We start from the raw sequence: 14,892 nt of genomic DNA on the forward strand, positions 1-14,892 counted from the left end.
ATGGCGAAACTGAATGCCCGCCAACTGGCCAAAAGTTACAAGGGGCGCCGCGTCATCGAGGATGTCTCCCTGGAAGTGGAAGCGGGCCAGATCGTGGGCCTGCTGGGCCCCAACGGCGCCGGCAAGACCACCTGCTTTTACATGATCGTCGGGCTGGTGGAAGCGGACGCCGGGCGCATCGAGATCAACGGCGAGGACATCACCCACCTGCCCATGCACGGGCGCGCCAAGCGCGGTATCGGCTATCTGCCTCAGGAGGCGAGCATCTTCCGCCGCCTGACCGTGGAGCAGAACATCATGGCGATCCTCGAAACCCGCAAGGAACTGAGCAAAGCCGAGCGTGAGCAGGAGTTGAACAACCTGCTCGAGGAATTCCACATCACCCATATCCGCGACAGCATGGGCATGAGCTTGTCCGGTGGCGAGCGGCGGCGGGCGGAGATCGCCCGTGGCCTCGCCACGGACCCTGCGTTCATTTTGCTCGATGAACCGTTCGCCGGGGTGGACCCGATCTCGGTGAATGACATCAAAGGCATCATTCGCCATCTCAAGGATCGCGGCATCGGCGTGCTGATCACCGATCACAACGTGCGCGAGACACTGGATATCTGCGATACCGCCTATATCTGCAGCGCCGGCAACATCATCGCCGAGGGCGATTCCCAGACCATCCTTGGCAATCAGCAGGTCCGCGACGTCTATCTGGGCGCCGACTTCCGGCTGTAGCCCCTTGGAAATCGCGGTCAATGGAGCACCGCTGCCTCACAAATTCAGAAGCTAGAGGAGCAGGCTCCTGAATTTGTGAGGCAGCGGTGCTCTGTTGCCCCCCATCTCCCTTACTCTTTTTCAATTGCAATTTCAACATTGGCATATATATTGCTTAAATAAATTGCGAAGCGTTGAAAGACGCTGCTATTCTGCCGCCTTGGCGATTCACCGGACCACCAAGGCAGTATGAAACCGAGTCTACAACTCCAGATCGGCCAGCAACTCACCATGACGCCGCAGTTGCAGCAGGCGATTCGCTTGCTGCAACTGTCGACGCTGGACCTGCGCCAGGAAATCCAGCAGGCGGTGGAAACCAATCCCCTGCTGGAACTTGAAGAGGGAGCCGAGGCCTACACCGAGGACGACGCCCCCGCCGATGACGATTGGGAAGCGGAGGAAATGGACCTCGAACGCGACGAGGCCCTGGACGACCTGGTGGAAGGGCCGGTGGAGAGCGACAGCGAATGGGACGACCTCTATGTGGGGCAGTCCGGTTCCGGCTCGGGCGGCGGCGAGGACGATGACGCCGACGCCTGGCAACAGCGTCACGTCGCTCCGGTCACCCTCCAGGATCATCTGCTCTGGCAACTCAATCTCAGCCCGATGAGCGACCGGGACCGTGTCATCGCCGGCATCCTCATCGACGCCCTCGACCACCGTGGCTACCTGTCCCTGCCCCTGGATGATCTGCTCGACACCGCCGAGCGGCAGATCGCCGACGCCGATGATCCGGTGGAGGAAGACGAAGTGGTGGCGGTCCTGCATCGACTGCAGCAGTTCGACCCGATCGGCGTGGCCAGCCGTGATCTGGCCGAATGCCTGGGCGTGCAATTGCGCCAACAGCCCGCCGACACCCCGCACCGGGATACCGCGACCGCCCTACTCGAGCATCTCGCGCTACTGGAGAAGCACGACTACGCGGGTCTACGCCGGGCCATGGGGGTAACGGAAAACGACCTCCTTGACGCCCTGGCGTTGCTGCGCACCCTGGATCCCGCCCCGGGCGAACAAATCGGCGGCGAAGTGGCGGAATACGCGGTTCCCGACGTGGTGGTGCGCCCCTTCCGCGGCGGCTGGCGGGTGGAACTGAACGAGGAAGTCCTGCCCAAAGTCAACCTGAACGCCCAGTACGCCCGCCTGGCCCGCCGTACCGAGGGCGAGGACGGCCAGTACCTGCGTAACTGCATGCAGGAGGCGCGCTGGTTCCTGAAAAGCCTGCAAAGCCGTAATGACACCCTGCTGAAGGTGGCCCGGCGTATCGTCGAGGTACAACAGGACTTCTTCCACTATGGCGAGGAAGCCATGAAACCGCTGGTGCTGGCCGATATCGCCGAGGCGGTGGAGATGCACGAATCCACCATCAGCCGGGTCACCAATCAAAAGTTCATGCTCACGCCCCGAGGCGTGTTCGAACTGAAGTATTTCTTTTCCAGTCACGTGGACACGGAAGGCGGCGGTGAATGTTCTTCCACCGCCATTCGTGCCATCATTAAGAAGCTGGTCGCCGCCGAGAACCCTCGCAAGCCGCTCAGCGACAATAAGCTGGCCAGTTTGCTCAATGAGCAAGGGATCAAGGTGGCGCGCCGGACCGTCGCCAAGTATCGAGAGGCGATGCGAATCCCGTCTTCCAGCGCTCGCAAACGCCTGGTTTGACGACGCGGGAAACGGCTTATAACCCGGGCCAGAGGCCGGGGTTGAATAACGAGGCAAAGGAGCCAGCTATGCAAATCAACATCAGTGGCCATCACCTGGATATCACCGAAGCCCTTCGTGATTATGTGGACGACAAGTTTTCCAAGCTGGAACGGCATTTCGACCAGATCACCAGCATTCAGGTAATCCTGTCCCCGGAGCCGAACACCCACAAAGCGGAATCCACCATCCACATTTCCGGCGGCGAGGTATTCGCCACCGCCGAGGCCGGTGACATGTACGCGGCTATTGATGCCCTGACCAGCAAGCTGGATCGTCAGATTCTCAAACACAAGGAGAAGACCGTGAGCCGCAAGCACGGTCACTAAGCGGATCTATGCGAGTACGAGAACTTCTCACCGAGGACCGCACCCATAACGGTATCGAGGTGGGTAGCAAAAAACGCCTTCTGGACCAGGTTGCCGAGCTGGCCGCGGCCAGTTGCGGTAACCTCGGTGCCCAGGAAGTGTTCGATGCGCTGGTGGCCCGGGAGCGCCTGGGCTCCACCGGTATCGGTGAAGGTATCGCCATCCCCCACTGTCGGCTCGGACGCTGCGAGCAGGCGGTGGGCCTGCTGCTGAAACTGGCCGAACCGGTGGACTTCGATGCCGTGGATGGCCGTCCGGTGGATCTGGTGTTCGTTCTGCTGGTGCCCGAACAGAACCCCGAACAGCACCTCAAGACCCTGAGTCACCTGGCCAACCTGTTCAATGACGAGGATTACCGGCGTGAACTGCGCCAGGCCACGGACGATCATCAACTCTATATTACCGCCGTGGAGTCAGAGGCCGAATTGCGCCTGGCTTCATAAGCTACGACAGGGCCCATGCGGCCGGTTCTCCCCGGCCGGGGCGTCTTTTGGGGGAAGAAAGCGTCAATCGCCATGAAACTGACCATTCTCAGCGGCCGGTCCGGCTCCGGTAAGACCACGGCTCTGCAAGCACTGGAAGACCACGGTTATTACTGCGTGGACAATCTGCCTCTGGGCCTGTTGCCGCAACTGGCCGGACAGCTGGATGACGAGGACCGGGTGCTGGAGCGGGTGGCAGTGGGAATCGATGCCCGCAACCTGCCAAGGCAATTGCTGGCCTTTCCCTCCACCCTGGCGGAACTGCGCAAGTTGCAGGTGGAAACGGAAATCATCTTTCTCGACGCCGATCACGGCACCCTGCTCAAACGCTTCAGCGCCACCCGGCGCCCCCACCCACTCAGCGGCGATGATCGCACCCTGGCCGATGCCATCGCCTACGAAGCCGAGCTGCTCTCCGATATCCGCATGCGCGCGGATCTGGTGATCGACACCAGCACTCTGGATGTCCACTCCCTGCGCAACCAGATCCGCCAGCGGGTAGCCGGCCGCAACGTCAAACTGTCGCTGTTGATCCAATCGTTCGGATTCAAGAACGGTCTGCCCAACGACGCCGACCTGGTCTACGACGTACGCATGCTGCCCAACCCCCACTGGCATGGCGATCTGCGGGCCCTGACCGGTCGCGACGACAAGGTGGCGGCCTTCCTGCAATCTCATCAGGAAACCGAAGATTTGATCGACGATATTTTCCAGTTTCTGGTCCGCTGGCTACCCAGCTACGCCGCCAACGACCGCAGTTACGTTACCGTTGCCATCGGCTGCACCGGTGGCCGCCATCGCTCCGTCTATCTGGCCGAGCAGTTGGCCCAGCGCCTGCGCAATAAAGCCATTCCCTTGCATGTGCGGCATCGGGAGCTGGAGGGATGATCGAGAGGGAACTCACCATCATCAACAAACTGGGACTGCATGCCCGCGCCGCCGCCAAAGTGGTCAGCGTGGCATCCCGTTACAGCTGCACCATTCAAGTGCTTCACAACGAGCGTCAGGTCGACGCCAAGAGCATCATGGGCCTGCTTACGCTCGGCGCCGCCAAGGGCACCAGCCTCAGAGTACGAGTGGATGGAGACGACGAGCAGCCGGCCATGGAGGAACTGGCCGACCTGTTCGCACGACGCTTCGACGAAGAAGAATAAAGAGCTGACATCACGCCCCGTTCTGGCAGAGCTCGCTACAAGGCCGCTGTGGGAGCTTGTCCGGGCGGCGGGCCGCTGCAAGCGAATGCGCAACGTTGCAAGAATTCGCTTGCAGGCAAGCTCCCACAGCGGCTTCGTAGTCCGGTCCACGGGGAGCTCCGTCACTGCCCGTCGTTCTCCTCCCTCTGGCTGCGTGCCCAGTTGATGACATGACTGCGGCTGACGCGATCGTGCAGGAGGTTCCCTTTCAGGAACAGGTTCACCAGGATTACCACTTTACTGGTCAGCGCATTGACCACTACGAACGCCATGACTCGCCATAAATTGTGCAGGAATGACAGCCGCTGAAACTCCAGATTCGTTACCCTGAGCCCCAGCATCCGTTTCCCCGGGGTTGCCTGCTTGGGTCCCGCCTCCATTACCAGCGCCATTAGCAAATAGGCCGGCACGGCGAGCACCAGAAAGAAGCCCATGAACGCCTCAATACTGATGTCGCCACCTGTTCCGTTGAAATCCGCCACCATGATGCTCACCACCCATATCGGCATGACCAGCAGTGCCGCCACCACCAGCAGATCGATGACGATAGCGGCCATACGCAGGGTCATGCCGGTGAAATAAAGGGTTTCGGGTTCCGGCTCGGCGGTGGTCTGGCGCGACGGCGGCACCGTCTCCTTACCACCACGCAGCCCCTGCAATAAGGCCTGATCGCCGGAAGAATTCGCATCCAGAGGGGCCAACACCTGATCCATGGTGGTATCGCCAAAACGGGCCGCCAGCAAGCCACGACGCCCTTCCCAATCGAACAGGCTGTTCAAATAGCCCAGCGTCACCGCATCCAGGGGCGGCTTGTTATCCTGCTGTCGAAGCCGCTCCACCAGCCGTGCCATCAGGGCATCGCCCAAACCATGGTGGAAGGTGCTGTCCAGCATCCAGGAACTGTTGGCGAGAAAACGCCATTCCTGCTCCGCAACCGGTTGCCCCTCCCGCTCCAGCAGAGCCTGGCATTGGATCAGCAGCCGTTCGTGTTCACGACTGGCCGCCAGCCACTCATCTTCTTCCGGCTCCTGGTCTTCCAGCTCCCGTGCCACGGCCCAGGCCGGCTCCGGGTCCCGCGCCGGCGGGGGAGGCTGATCCTGGAACGCCGGCTCAGGTTCCACTGGTGCCACCAGCGGATCATCCGGAACCACCGGCGCGCTCCATTCCGGCGTCTTTAGCGGGGGCGCCTGCGTCTCGGCGGCAGTGGATTCTTTTTTCGTTTGCTCCCCGGTTTCCGTTTCCGGCTCCGTATCACCGGCAACAGCGGTACGGGCACGCTGCTCGGCAAGGGCCAGGGCACGCTTGTAGGCGGCGTGCAAAGCCTGAAACTGCTGCGGATGTTCATCCGGGCGGGTGCTTTTCAGCAAGCGCGCGTAGGCACGCTTGACCGCCCGGGTATCCTCGGTGGCCTCAAGCCCCAGGACGCGCCAGGGATCCATCAGAACCAGTCCTCACTCTCCAGACTGTCCAATGCCTCCTTGAACTCCTTTTGGACCCGGGCGATGTCCAGAGGGTTTTGCCGGTCCAGAACCTGCTCGAACCGCCCCATCAGGTCCGCGATGAACTCCCGGCGGTCTCCCAGACTGGACTCATACAGTCGTTCGCCGCGGGCCAGAAGGGCACGGTTTTCCTCGCCGTCCCGGGGGTGAAACTTCAATGCCGCCAGACGTTGCAGAGATCTTGCCTTGTCGTCTTCGCTCAAGGCACCCGGCGTATGTTCGATCAACTGATAATAGGTCTTGCCGGTGGACTCCACCTTCACGTCCACTTCCAGAAGACCGTTCATGTCGTAGCTGTAACGGACAATCACGCTTTCCTGTCCACGTGGTCCCTTGGGCACCGTCACGCTCAACTCGCCCAGATAGACGTTCTTCTCCACCAGGCGGTTTTCGCCCTGATAGATCCGGATCTTCATCTTGGTTTGGTTGTTGGACGCGGTGGACAGATGGCGTTCCACACTGATCGGCACCACACTGTTGCGTTCGATGATGGGCAGAAAGTAATCGCCCAACCGAGGGTTGTCCTCGTTGATCACACCAGTACCGAGCGTGTAAGGGCAGACATCGGTAAGTACCACGTCGTCCAGCCCTTCCCCCCGCGCCAGCAGGCCGGCCTGGATAGTCGCGCCCACGGCGACCACCGTATCCGGATCCAGATGACAGGACGGCAGCCGGCCGAACATCTTGCCGACAGTGGAGCGGAACAATGCCAGACGGGTGGAACCGCCCACCAATACCACATCATCCACCTTATCAGGATGCAAATTGGCGTCCCGCAATGCCCTTTCGATGGGATGCTTCACTCTCAGCAACAAAGGCGTGACGACACGGGCGAACCACTCCGGCGTCACCTCGTGAGTCACCTCCCGGTCCCCCAGCTTCAGACTCAGAGTCTGGGCATTGCCCAACCGGCGCTTGGCGCCTTCCATTTGCAGATACAGATTCTGCATCACACTGGCCGGCAAGGCGTCCCGGCTCAGTTCATGCTCGGCCAGCACATCGTCGATCATGGCATCAACGAAATCCTCGCCGCCCAGGAAGTTATCGCCAGCGCTGGCGTGCACTTCCATCACACCGTCGAAGAATTCCAGCAACGACACATCGAAAGTGCCGCCCCCCAGGTCGAGGATCAAAAACAGCCCTTCCTGCTTCTCATGGAGACCATAGGCCATGGCCGCGGCGGTGGGCTCATTGATCAGCCGCCGAACCGTCAGCCCCGCCAGCTCCGCCGCCTGTTTGGTGGCGTGGCGCTGGTTGTCGTTGAAATAGGCGGGAACGCTGATCACCGCTTCCGTCACCGGCTCCCCCAGGTAGGTCTCGGCGTCTTCCTTGAGCGAGCGTAGAACCAGGGAGGACAGCTCGGTGGCGCTGAAGCGCTGGTCGCCAAGGGTAATCTTGTGGTCGGTGCCCATGAGACGTTTGAAGGCCGCCACCGTTCTATCACTATGATGAATCAGCCGTTGGCGGGCGGTGCGGCCCACCATGATTTCTCCGCTGGCATCCACGCCCACCACGGATGGCGTCAGCACATCGCCCAACCGATTGGAAATCAGCTCCACCCCTTGCCCGGTCCAGACACCACACGCACTGTTGGTGGTGCCCAGATCAATACCGATGATCGCCATGGCCTCTCCTTTCGCCATTCATAGCCCCAAACGAACACCGGGCGGTATCAAACCGCCCGGCGAGGATCCCGGCGCCAATTGGCATCGGGTAAGGTCATGCTGAGCGTATCAGACAGAGGCGGGCTGCCGCGGCGCGGCTTCACCCAACTCGAAGATATCGCGGAACGAGCAATAGATAGTGGCGGAGTACAGAGCCATCAGCACCAACATCACCAACAGCATCACCACACCGAACACGAACATCAGAATACCGCTGATCACGCCCTGTCCGAGCACTCCGGTAATCACTCCGACAATGATCGCCGCCGCGATACCCAGCACCAGGAAAATCAGGAAACCGATGATGCCGTACCACAGCATGGCCAGGAAATTGCGGAATACCGCGGTGAAGCTTTCCACCATGGCCGCGAACGCATTGCGCTGCCCGAAGAACACCAAAGGCACCTGGAACCAGATCGCCGCCATGTAGGGAATGATCAACAACAGAGAGACCAGGCCGAACAGGATCATCTTGGCGATGCCAAAGGCCGGGTTCATCATGGGCGCGGCGTAGGGGTCGGCAAAGGAGCTGAACATCATCATCAGCTCACTGCCAAAGAACAGTGCGCCAAGAATGCCGATCAAAACAAAAAAGACCAGCATCGCCACGATCTGCGCCAGACCGGCCATGAACAGCGGCCCGGTCTGATTGGAAAATCCGACGAAAAGGTCACCGAAGGAAAACGTGTTTTGCTCACGTACCCTGTGGGCAATGAAATACAAGCCGACGACGAATACCGGCGCGAACAGGGTGGGAATGAAAGTGCCAATAAAAGGAATAAACGCGGTGATCAGACCGATGGCCATGAAAATCAGCAGGAAGACGAAAGTGGCCAGTGCCCACATCAGCTTGTTCTGACTCACGATCTGCCACGCCTGCGCCCACCAGGCACCGCCGTTCCCCACCGGCCGCTTCTGCGCCTGCCCTACCGTCCCCGATCCCGCCTGAGTTACCAGCACATCCGCGCTGGGTCCCTGATATGGATTATTGGATTCCATAATGTATGCTCCTTGTCCTTGGTTAAGCCAAACAGTGAATAATCATTCTGAAAGACGAAAAACAGCTAGCGCCCGGCGACTTTCATGGGCGACAACAGTAACGAACCACAGTGGATATTCCCCCTTCGATCCACATCCGTGCCACTGCCCAGAACGCCTCCGAACATATCCTTCAGATTTCCAGCAATAGTAAACTCTTGCAACGGTCGCTGTATAACGCCGTTTTCCACCCAGAACCCCGCGGCGCCGCGAGAATAGTCGCCTGTGACGAGGTTCACACCTTGTCCCATCACTTCGGTGACCAGAATCCCCGTTCCCAGGCGGCGCAACAGGGCTTCCCGGCTTTCTCCCGTGTCACTCAGAATGACGTTATGTACTCCACCTCCGTTACCGGTGGGTGACATTCCCAGCCGGCGGGCCGCGTACAACCCCAGGGCATAGCCTTTGAGCTCGCCATCCTCGATGAAATCCTGGTCCCGGGTGGGCAGCCCATCGCCGTCGAAAGGGGTGGAACCGTTGCCGGCCGTCATCAACGGCCGCTCTCCCAAACGAAAACCCTCGGGTAATACCCGGGAGCCGAGTGCGTCACACAGGAAAGAGGCGCGCCGGTACAGCGAGCCGCCGCTGATGGCGCCGATCAAATGGCCAATCAGACCACTCGCCATTTCCGCCGAGAACAGCAGCGGAAACTCGCCGGTGGCGGGCACATCGGCCCCCAATCGGGCCAGCGTGCGCTCGCGGGCCTTTTCGCCAACCTGCTCCGGACTGGCCAGCCGTTCCGCGCGCCGGCCGCTGTCGTACCAGAATTGCCGCTGCATGCCGGCCTCATCCTGAGCCACCACCGCGCAACTGCGGCTGTGATGGGTGCCGGCGAAACCTTGCAGAAAACCAGCACTGGTGCCCAGCACGTACAGACTGGCGCCGGTGCTGAGCGAAGCACCCTCGGAATTGACGATGCGCGCATCGTCGCGAGCCACCGCCTCACACCGCTGCGCCTGTTCGATGGCCTGATCGGTGGTCAATGCCCAGGGGTGGTACAAATCCAGATCCGGTACCTGATGCGCCAGTAAACCGGCATCGGCGATACCCGAGTGGGGATCCTCCTCGGTATGCCGGGCGATGGCACAGGCCGCGCGCACCGCGTCGCAGAGGCTTTCGCGGCGGTCATCCGAGGTGCTGGCCTGTCCCTTGCGATGACCGAAGTAGACCGTCACCGACACACCCCGGTCGCGATGAAACTCCACCGTTTCCACCTCACCGAGGCGGACGTCCACCGACAACCCCTGAGACAGGGACAAGCCGGCTTCCGCATTGCTGGCGCCCTGCCGGCGCGCTTCTTCCAGTACAAAAGCCACGGTGTCCTTGGCCACATTCAACTGGTTTGGGCCGAGATCGGCTGACGGACGGGGGTGATCGGACATAAAATAGGGTTTCCTTCAGCTTGATGGCGGAGCGTTCGTGTCGCGGCGGACCGGCTCCCATAAACAATGACCGAGTATAACGAGCCCCTACCTCCCAGCAAAACGCAGCTCAAACAGGAAATGTCGGAGCTGCAGCAGACCGGGCTGGACATCATGGCGCTGAAACCGGCGCAACAGGCACGGCTGCCGCTCAACGACCCGCTGCGGCGGGCGCTGGAAGAGGCTCGCCGCATCACCAATGCCGATGCTCAACGCCGCCATGCGTTGTTTGTCGGTCGCCTGATCCGCGATGCCGAAACCGATGCCATTCTCTCCGCCCTGGCCGCGCTCAAGGACCCGGTACGACAGCAGCGCCTGCTGCAGTGGACCGAGCAGGTCATGGCAGCGGCCTCAGCCAAGGAAGCGGAACCGGTGATTCAGCAAATCCTTGAGTTCTATCCGCACGCGGACCGCCAGGCGCTGCGCAATCAGGCGCGCAACCTGATCAAGGCGCGCCTGGATGACCCCGGCGCCGCCGAACAGGAGCAACGTGAGCGCTTCAAGCGCGAGCGCAAGCGCTTTCTGAGCGCGCTCAACGATCTGGAGAGAAACGCGCCTTTGTATTGATTGGCTGGCACATCCACATCTTGATTCGCTGCCAGGGCAGCTTCCCGCAAAGAGAAGCTACGGAGCCGCTGTGGGAGCTGGCTTGCTGGCGATTACGGCTTCCGGCGTTGCCCCATTCGCTTGCAGGCAAGCTCCCACAGCGGCTTCGTAGCACAAACTGTGGGAGCCAGCCTGCTGGCGAATTCGACGTCAGCCGATCGGCTCGCCATCGGCGGACAGCACAGCGGCGACAAACTGCACCAGCAGCAGAGCCGACAGCAGCATCAGCGGTATCCGCCAGTTACCAGCGGTGTCGTGCAGCAATCCCAGAGTCACCGGCCCCAAAGCCGCCAGCAGATAGCCGACGGACTGACATAACCCGGACAGACCGGCGGCGGCCCGGGCATCCGCGCCGCGCAGTGCGATCAACGTCAAGCCGGTACTGATCATCGAACCTTGTCCGAGGCCAAGCAGCACCACCCACAGTACCGGCTGACTGGTTGGCGCGATCATCAGCGCCGGGACACTGATCAGCAGCGGCACGTGCAACAGCACCATGGCCAGACGCCGGTTTCGCATGCGGATAAAAAGCAGCGGCGCGCAGAAATTGGCGGGCATACCGGACAGATTGAACAGGGTCAGCAATTCCCCCGCCCGGGCCTCGCTCATGCCGGCATCGACGAACACCGTCGCCAGCCAGGCGGTAAGGCTGTAGTACAACAGGCTCTGCAAACCGAAGAAGACACTGAACACCCAGGCGCGGGGATTACGCCACAATCCCAACGATGGCGCCTTGCCGGACGCGGCGGGAGTCCGGTATGGCAGCATGAAGCACCAGCCGATAGCACCGGCCAAAGCCACCAGCGCGCAACCCGCCAGCGGATAACGCCAGTCACCACCGAAGGCATCCCGTACCGGTACCGCCATACCGGCGGCGGAAGCCGCTCCCAGGGTCATGGTAACCGAATAGAGCGCGGTCAGCGCCGCCACCTTGTGAGGGAAACGGCCGCGCACCAGACTCGGGATCAGCACATTCATGACGGCGATGGCGGTGCCCAACAACACCGTGCCCGCCAGCAGCCAAAAGTAGCTGCCGAACAGTCGCAGCACCAACCCCAGGAACAGCAGCCATAGCGCGGTCAGCAGTACTGTCTCCAGCCCCCAGCGCTCGGCGAAACGGGGCGAGAAAATCGACAGCGCGCCAAAGCACAGCAGCGGCAACGTGGTCAGCAGCCCCAAGGCCCCACCGCTGAGTGCCAGCTCCTCCCCCATGCCATTGGCCAGGGGGCCGATCACGACGATGCCCACCCGCAGATTCAGAGCGATCAGCAACAGGGCAGCGAGAAACAACGGTAACGGCAGACGGCGAGCCTGCCCGCTATTGAGCACGGTCATCCAATCTAACCCAATGGCAGCATGAAACGCGCCAGCCGGGACGAGGTCTGCCGCAAATGAGTGCACAACACCAAAGCGATGTTCTCCATGATCACCGCCGCCGCCCGGGGGCGCCGTCGGCGCAGCTGCTCAAACCCTTTGCGGGTTAGCACCACCAAAGCGGAGTTCTCCACCGCCCGTACGGTGGCGGAACGGGGCTGTTGATCCACCAGGGCCATTTCACCCAGCGAATCACCGGGCTTGAGCTGGGCGATGACCACTTCGCCCTGCTCGGCATGCTGTTTGATGATGTCGAGACGGCCGCTGGCGACGAAGCAGACAAAGTCGCTGTGATCCCCTTCCCGACACGCGGTTTCCCCCGCTTTTACCCGATTCACGAACACCAGTTTTTCCACCACGGCCAGTTCTTCGGCTTCCAGACCATCGAACAGCCGCATATGAGACAACAATTGCGACAATGGAATGCTCGGCATTCCCCTACTCCCTGCTGTACAACTCCACCAGCCCGGACGGGCTCTCTCCGCTTCTGTCTCTTATGTTCTTCTAGGCGGTACCGCCGACCGTCAGGGAGTCCACCCGCAAGGTCGGCTGCCCCACACCTACCGGTACTGACTGGCCTTCCTTACCGCATACGCCGATGCCGGTATCCAGGGCCAGGTCATTGCCCACCATGGAGATCCGGCTCATGACTTCCGCACCGCTGCCGATCAGCGTGGCGCCCTTGACCGGACAAACGATTTTTCCTTTCTCCACCAGATACGCTTCGCTGGTGGAGAACACGAACCGGCCGGAGGTGATGTCCACCTGACCGCCGCCGAAGTTCACCGCGTAAATGCCGCGATCCAGGCTCGCCAGTATTTCCTCGGGATCGGATTCGCCCGGCAGCATGTAAGTGTTGGTCATGCGGGGCATGGGCAGGTGGGCATAGGACTCCCGGCGGCCATTACCGGTGGGCGCCACGCCCATCAGGCGGGCATTGGTCTTGTCCTGCATGTAGCCGGTGAGCACGCCCTTCTCGATCAGCACGTTGTAGCCACTGGGCGTCCCTTCGTCGTCCACGGTGAGCGAGCCACGGCGATCCGGCAAGGTACCATCATCCACCACCGTGCACAGATCCGACGCCACTTTTTGTCCCATTCGACTGGCGAACATGGACGTTCCCTTACGATTGAAATCCCCTTCCAGGCCATGACCCACCGCCTCGTGCAGCAACACCCCGGGCCAGCCGGGACCCAGTACCACCGGCATGGTCCCGGCCGGCGCCGGCGCCGCTTCCAGATTGACCAGCGCCTGCCGTACCGCGTCACGTGCCCAGGATTCCATGCGCCCGTCCTGTTCCAGCCATTGGTAGGACACCCGGCCACCGCCGCCAGCGCTGCCCCGTTCGCGACGGCCATTGCGCTCGGCGATCACCGAAATATTGAAGCGCACCAGCGGCCGCACATCCGCCGCCAGGGTGCCATCGGTGGCGGCCACCAGAATCACGTCCTGCACACCGCTGAGGCTGACGGTGACCTCCTTTACCGCCGGATCCAGCGACCGCGCCAGCCGATCCATCTCCTGCAGCACCGCCACCTTGCGTTCGCTGCTCCAGACCGGCAACGGGTCCAGCGGCGCATAGCGTTCGGTCATGGCCCGGCCGCCTTTCACACGCACCGCTTTGCTGCTGCCCTGACGCCCGATCGCGGCGGCGGCATTACCCGCCTGAGTCAGGGTGTCCAGGGAAATATCATCGCTGTAGGCAAAACCGGTTTTATCGCCACTGACGATACGCACGCCGGCACCGCGTTCCAGATTGAAGCTGGCGTCGCGCACCAGCCCGTCCTCCAGCACCCAGGCCTCATGGCGGCTGTGCTGAAAGTAGATGTCGGCGTAATCCGCCTGTCCGGCCAGCTTCCCGCCCAGCAGGGCCTGCAACTGGTCAGGGGCCAGCTCCGCCGGCGTCAGCAGAATATCCGCCGCCAGGGTAAAGCGCTCATCGGAGATCATAGAAACTTTCCACCGTGAATCGTTGATGCTGGTGCACCGGCAACGCGGAACGCACTTGCGTAAGGATCGCGAGGTCCACGTCGCCCAGAACCACCGAGGGCTCGCCGCCAGCTTGGGCGACCACCCTACCCCATGGGTCCACCAGCATGGAATGACCAAAACTCGCCCGTTTCTCGCTGTGCTGTCCGCATTGGTTGGCGCCCAGCACGTAGCAACCGTTTTGCACCGCGCAAGCGCGCATCAGCAATTCCCAGTGCGCGGCACCGGTGGTGGCGGTGAACGCACTGGGGTAAATCAATAACTCGGCGCCGCGCGCCACCAGGGCCCGGGCCAGAAGCGGGAAACGCAGGTCGTAACAGATCGCCATGCCCAGGGTCAGGCCGGCGGACGGCGCCGTGACCACGGCATCGCCGGGTTCGAATACCTCCGACTCCCGGTAACGCCCCTGACTGTCCTGCACATCCACATCGAACAAATGCAGCTTGTCGTAACCGGCGATCACCTCGCCATCCGGTCCCAGCAACACACTGCGTGTGCGCACCCGCGGTGCCGGCACTTCACTGCCGTCAGGACGGTATCGCGCCGGCAGGCTGCCGGCCACCAGATACAATTGATGACGCCGCGCCTGCTCCCCCAGCCACGCCAGCAGATCGTCGTACCGTGTCGCCAGCTCGCGGTAATCCACGCCGTAACCAGCGAAGTTTTCCGGCAGCAGCGCCAGACGGGCCCCACCGGCAGCAGCCCGCTCCAGGCCCGCTTCCGCTTCGCGCAGGTTGTCCGTCAGCACCTTGCCGCTGGTCATCTGCACCGCGGCCACGGTGATCACGTTACTCATCG

General features: G+C 61.8%; 15 protein-coding genes. 7 read left to right on the plus strand and 8 right to left on the minus strand.

Annotation, left to right across the window (positions count from 1 at the left end):
* The 6 genes from lptB to MA04_RS06290 all read left to right on the plus strand — a co-directional run bounded on the left by lptB (nucleotide 1) and on the right by MA04_RS06290 (nucleotide 4,464).
* A complete protein-coding gene (gene lptB, locus MA04_RS06265) occupies nucleotides 1–726 on the plus strand; it encodes an LPS export ABC transporter ATP-binding protein (protein ID WP_014995903.1) in 726 nt (241 codons plus the stop codon).
* 228 nt (nucleotides 727–954) lie between these two features.
* Nucleotides 955–2,421, plus strand: coding sequence for an RNA polymerase factor sigma-54 (locus tag MA04_RS06270; RefSeq protein ID WP_163126423.1), 1,467 nt, complete (start codon nucleotides 955–957; stop codon nucleotides 2,419–2,421).
* A 68-nt stretch (nucleotides 2,422–2,489) separates the two neighbouring features.
* Entirely contained in the window at nucleotides 2,490–2,789 is a 300-nt protein-coding gene (gene hpf, locus MA04_RS06275) for a ribosome hibernation-promoting factor, HPF/YfiA family (RefSeq protein ID WP_014995905.1), read from the plus strand.
* An 8-nt stretch (nucleotides 2,790–2,797) separates the two neighbouring features.
* Entirely contained in the window at nucleotides 2,798–3,271 is a 474-nt protein-coding gene (ptsN, locus tag MA04_RS06280; protein WP_163126424.1) for a PTS IIA-like nitrogen regulatory protein PtsN, read from the plus strand.
* Nucleotides 3,272–3,343: 72 nt separating this feature from the next.
* Nucleotides 3,344–4,198: an RNase adapter RapZ gene (gene rapZ, locus MA04_RS06285; protein ID WP_022996264.1), complete on the plus strand. Its 855-nt coding sequence runs from the start codon at nucleotides 3,344–3,346 to the stop codon at nucleotides 4,196–4,198.
* Nucleotides 4,195–4,464 (plus strand): HPr family phosphocarrier protein, encoded by a 270-nt coding sequence (locus MA04_RS06290; protein ID WP_163126425.1) that lies wholly within the window; start codon nucleotides 4,195–4,197, stop codon nucleotides 4,462–4,464. The genes rapZ and MA04_RS06290 overlap by 4 nt, the downstream gene beginning before the upstream one ends.
* Before the next feature lie 161 nt (nucleotides 4,465–4,625).
* Here MA04_RS06290 and MA04_RS06295 read toward each other — a convergent pair whose 3' ends face one another.
* From MA04_RS06295 to pmbA, 4 genes are all read right to left on the minus strand, one after another.
* Nucleotides 4,626–5,942 carry an RDD family protein gene (locus MA04_RS06295; protein WP_262459813.1) on the minus strand — a complete coding sequence of 439 codons (1,317 nt, stop codon included), beginning with the start codon at nucleotides 5,940–5,942 and terminating at the stop codon, nucleotides 4,626–4,628.
* The gene (locus tag MA04_RS06300; protein ID WP_262459814.1) at nucleotides 5,942–7,645 is read right to left on the minus strand and encodes a molecular chaperone HscC; all 1,704 of its coding nucleotides are present in this window, start codon (nucleotides 7,643–7,645) and stop codon (nucleotides 5,942–5,944) included. The genes MA04_RS06295 and MA04_RS06300 overlap by 1 nt, the downstream gene beginning before the upstream one ends.
* Nucleotides 7,646–7,735: 90 nt before the next feature.
* On the minus strand, nucleotides 7,736–8,665 hold the full coding sequence (locus MA04_RS06305; RefSeq protein ID WP_262459815.1) for a BPSS1780 family membrane protein: 930 nt from the start codon (nucleotides 8,663–8,665) through the stop codon (nucleotides 7,736–7,738).
* 65 nt (nucleotides 8,666–8,730) lie between these two features.
* Entirely contained in the window at nucleotides 8,731–10,086 is a 1,356-nt protein-coding gene (gene pmbA / locus MA04_RS06310) for a metalloprotease PmbA (RefSeq protein ID WP_163126428.1), read from the minus strand.
* A 66-nt stretch (nucleotides 10,087–10,152) separates the two neighbouring features.
* On the opposite strand from pmbA, the gene yjgA reads away from it, so the two are divergent.
* Nucleotides 10,153–10,692, plus strand: a complete 540-nt coding sequence (gene yjgA / locus MA04_RS06315; protein ID WP_163126429.1) for a ribosome biogenesis factor YjgA — start codon at nucleotides 10,153–10,155, stop codon at nucleotides 10,690–10,692.
* A gap of 189 nt (nucleotides 10,693–10,881) precedes the next feature.
* Here the strand turns inward: yjgA and MA04_RS06320 are convergent, their stop codons facing one another.
* From MA04_RS06320 to MA04_RS06335, 4 genes are all read right to left on the minus strand, one after another.
* The gene (locus tag MA04_RS06320; protein WP_262459816.1) at nucleotides 10,882–12,066 is read right to left on the minus strand and encodes an MFS transporter; all 1,185 of its coding nucleotides are present in this window, start codon (nucleotides 12,064–12,066) and stop codon (nucleotides 10,882–10,884) included.
* Between the two features lie 5 nt (nucleotides 12,067–12,071).
* The gene (locus tag MA04_RS06325; protein ID WP_262459817.1) at nucleotides 12,072–12,539 is read right to left on the minus strand and encodes a cyclic nucleotide-binding domain-containing protein; all 468 of its coding nucleotides are present in this window, start codon (nucleotides 12,537–12,539) and stop codon (nucleotides 12,072–12,074) included.
* Nucleotides 12,540–12,609: 70 nt separating this feature from the next.
* Nucleotides 12,610–14,055, minus strand: coding sequence for a metalloprotease TldD (tldD, locus tag MA04_RS06330; RefSeq protein WP_262459818.1), 1,446 nt, complete (start codon nucleotides 14,053–14,055; stop codon nucleotides 12,610–12,612).
* Complete coding sequence (locus MA04_RS06335; protein WP_262459819.1) at nucleotides 14,042–14,890, minus strand: carbon-nitrogen hydrolase family protein; 849 nt, start codon at nucleotides 14,888–14,890, stop codon at nucleotides 14,042–14,044. Before MA04_RS06335 ends, tldD begins: the two co-directional genes overlap by 14 nt.
* Nucleotides 14,891–14,892 lie beyond the last annotated feature (2 nt).

It is taken from the genome of Alloalcanivorax balearicus MACL04 (assembly GCF_025532145.1).
GTDB lineage: Bacteria > Pseudomonadota > Gammaproteobacteria > Pseudomonadales > Alcanivoracaceae > Alloalcanivorax > Alloalcanivorax balearicus.

Bases quoted from the DNA above. Each gene is read 5' to 3' on its own strand.
- MA04_RS06290 (WP_163126425.1), top strand. From the start codon at position 4,195: ATGATCGAGAGGGAACTCACCATCATCAACAAACTGGGACTGCATGCC.
- MA04_RS06305 (WP_262459815.1), bottom strand. From the start codon at position 8,665: ATGGAATCCAATAATCCATATCAGGGACCCAGCGCGGATGTGCTGGTA.
- MA04_RS06300 (WP_262459814.1), bottom strand. From the start codon at position 7,645: ATGGCGAAAGGAGAGGCCATGGCGATCATCGGTATTGATCTGGGCACC.
- MA04_RS06295 (WP_262459813.1), bottom strand. From the start codon at position 5,942: ATGGATCCCTGGCGCGTCCTGGGGCTTGAGGCCACCGAGGATACCCGG.
- MA04_RS06320 (WP_262459816.1), bottom strand. From the start codon at position 12,066: ATGACCGTGCTCAATAGCGGGCAGGCTCGCCGTCTGCCGTTACCGTTG.
- hpf (WP_014995905.1), top strand. From the start codon at position 2,490: ATGCAAATCAACATCAGTGGCCATCACCTGGATATCACCGAAGCCCTT.
- ptsN (WP_163126424.1), top strand. From the start codon at position 2,798: ATGCGAGTACGAGAACTTCTCACCGAGGACCGCACCCATAACGGTATC.
- lptB (WP_014995903.1), top strand. From the start codon at position 1: ATGGCGAAACTGAATGCCCGCCAACTGGCCAAAAGTTACAAGGGGCGC.
- tldD (WP_262459818.1), bottom strand. From the start codon at position 14,055: ATGATCTCCGATGAGCGCTTTACCCTGGCGGCGGATATTCTGCTGACG.
- MA04_RS06325 (WP_262459817.1), bottom strand. From the start codon at position 12,539: ATGCCGAGCATTCCATTGTCGCAATTGTTGTCTCATATGCGGCTGTTC.
- MA04_RS06335 (WP_262459819.1), bottom strand. From the start codon at position 14,890: ATGAGTAACGTGATCACCGTGGCCGCGGTGCAGATGACCAGCGGCAAG.
- yjgA (WP_163126429.1), top strand. From the start codon at position 10,153: ATGACCGAGTATAACGAGCCCCTACCTCCCAGCAAAACGCAGCTCAAA.
- pmbA (WP_163126428.1), bottom strand. From the start codon at position 10,086: ATGTCCGATCACCCCCGTCCGTCAGCCGATCTCGGCCCAAACCAGTTG.
- rapZ (WP_022996264.1), top strand. From the start codon at position 3,344: ATGAAACTGACCATTCTCAGCGGCCGGTCCGGCTCCGGTAAGACCACG.
- MA04_RS06270 (WP_163126423.1), top strand. From the start codon at position 955: ATGAAACCGAGTCTACAACTCCAGATCGGCCAGCAACTCACCATGACG.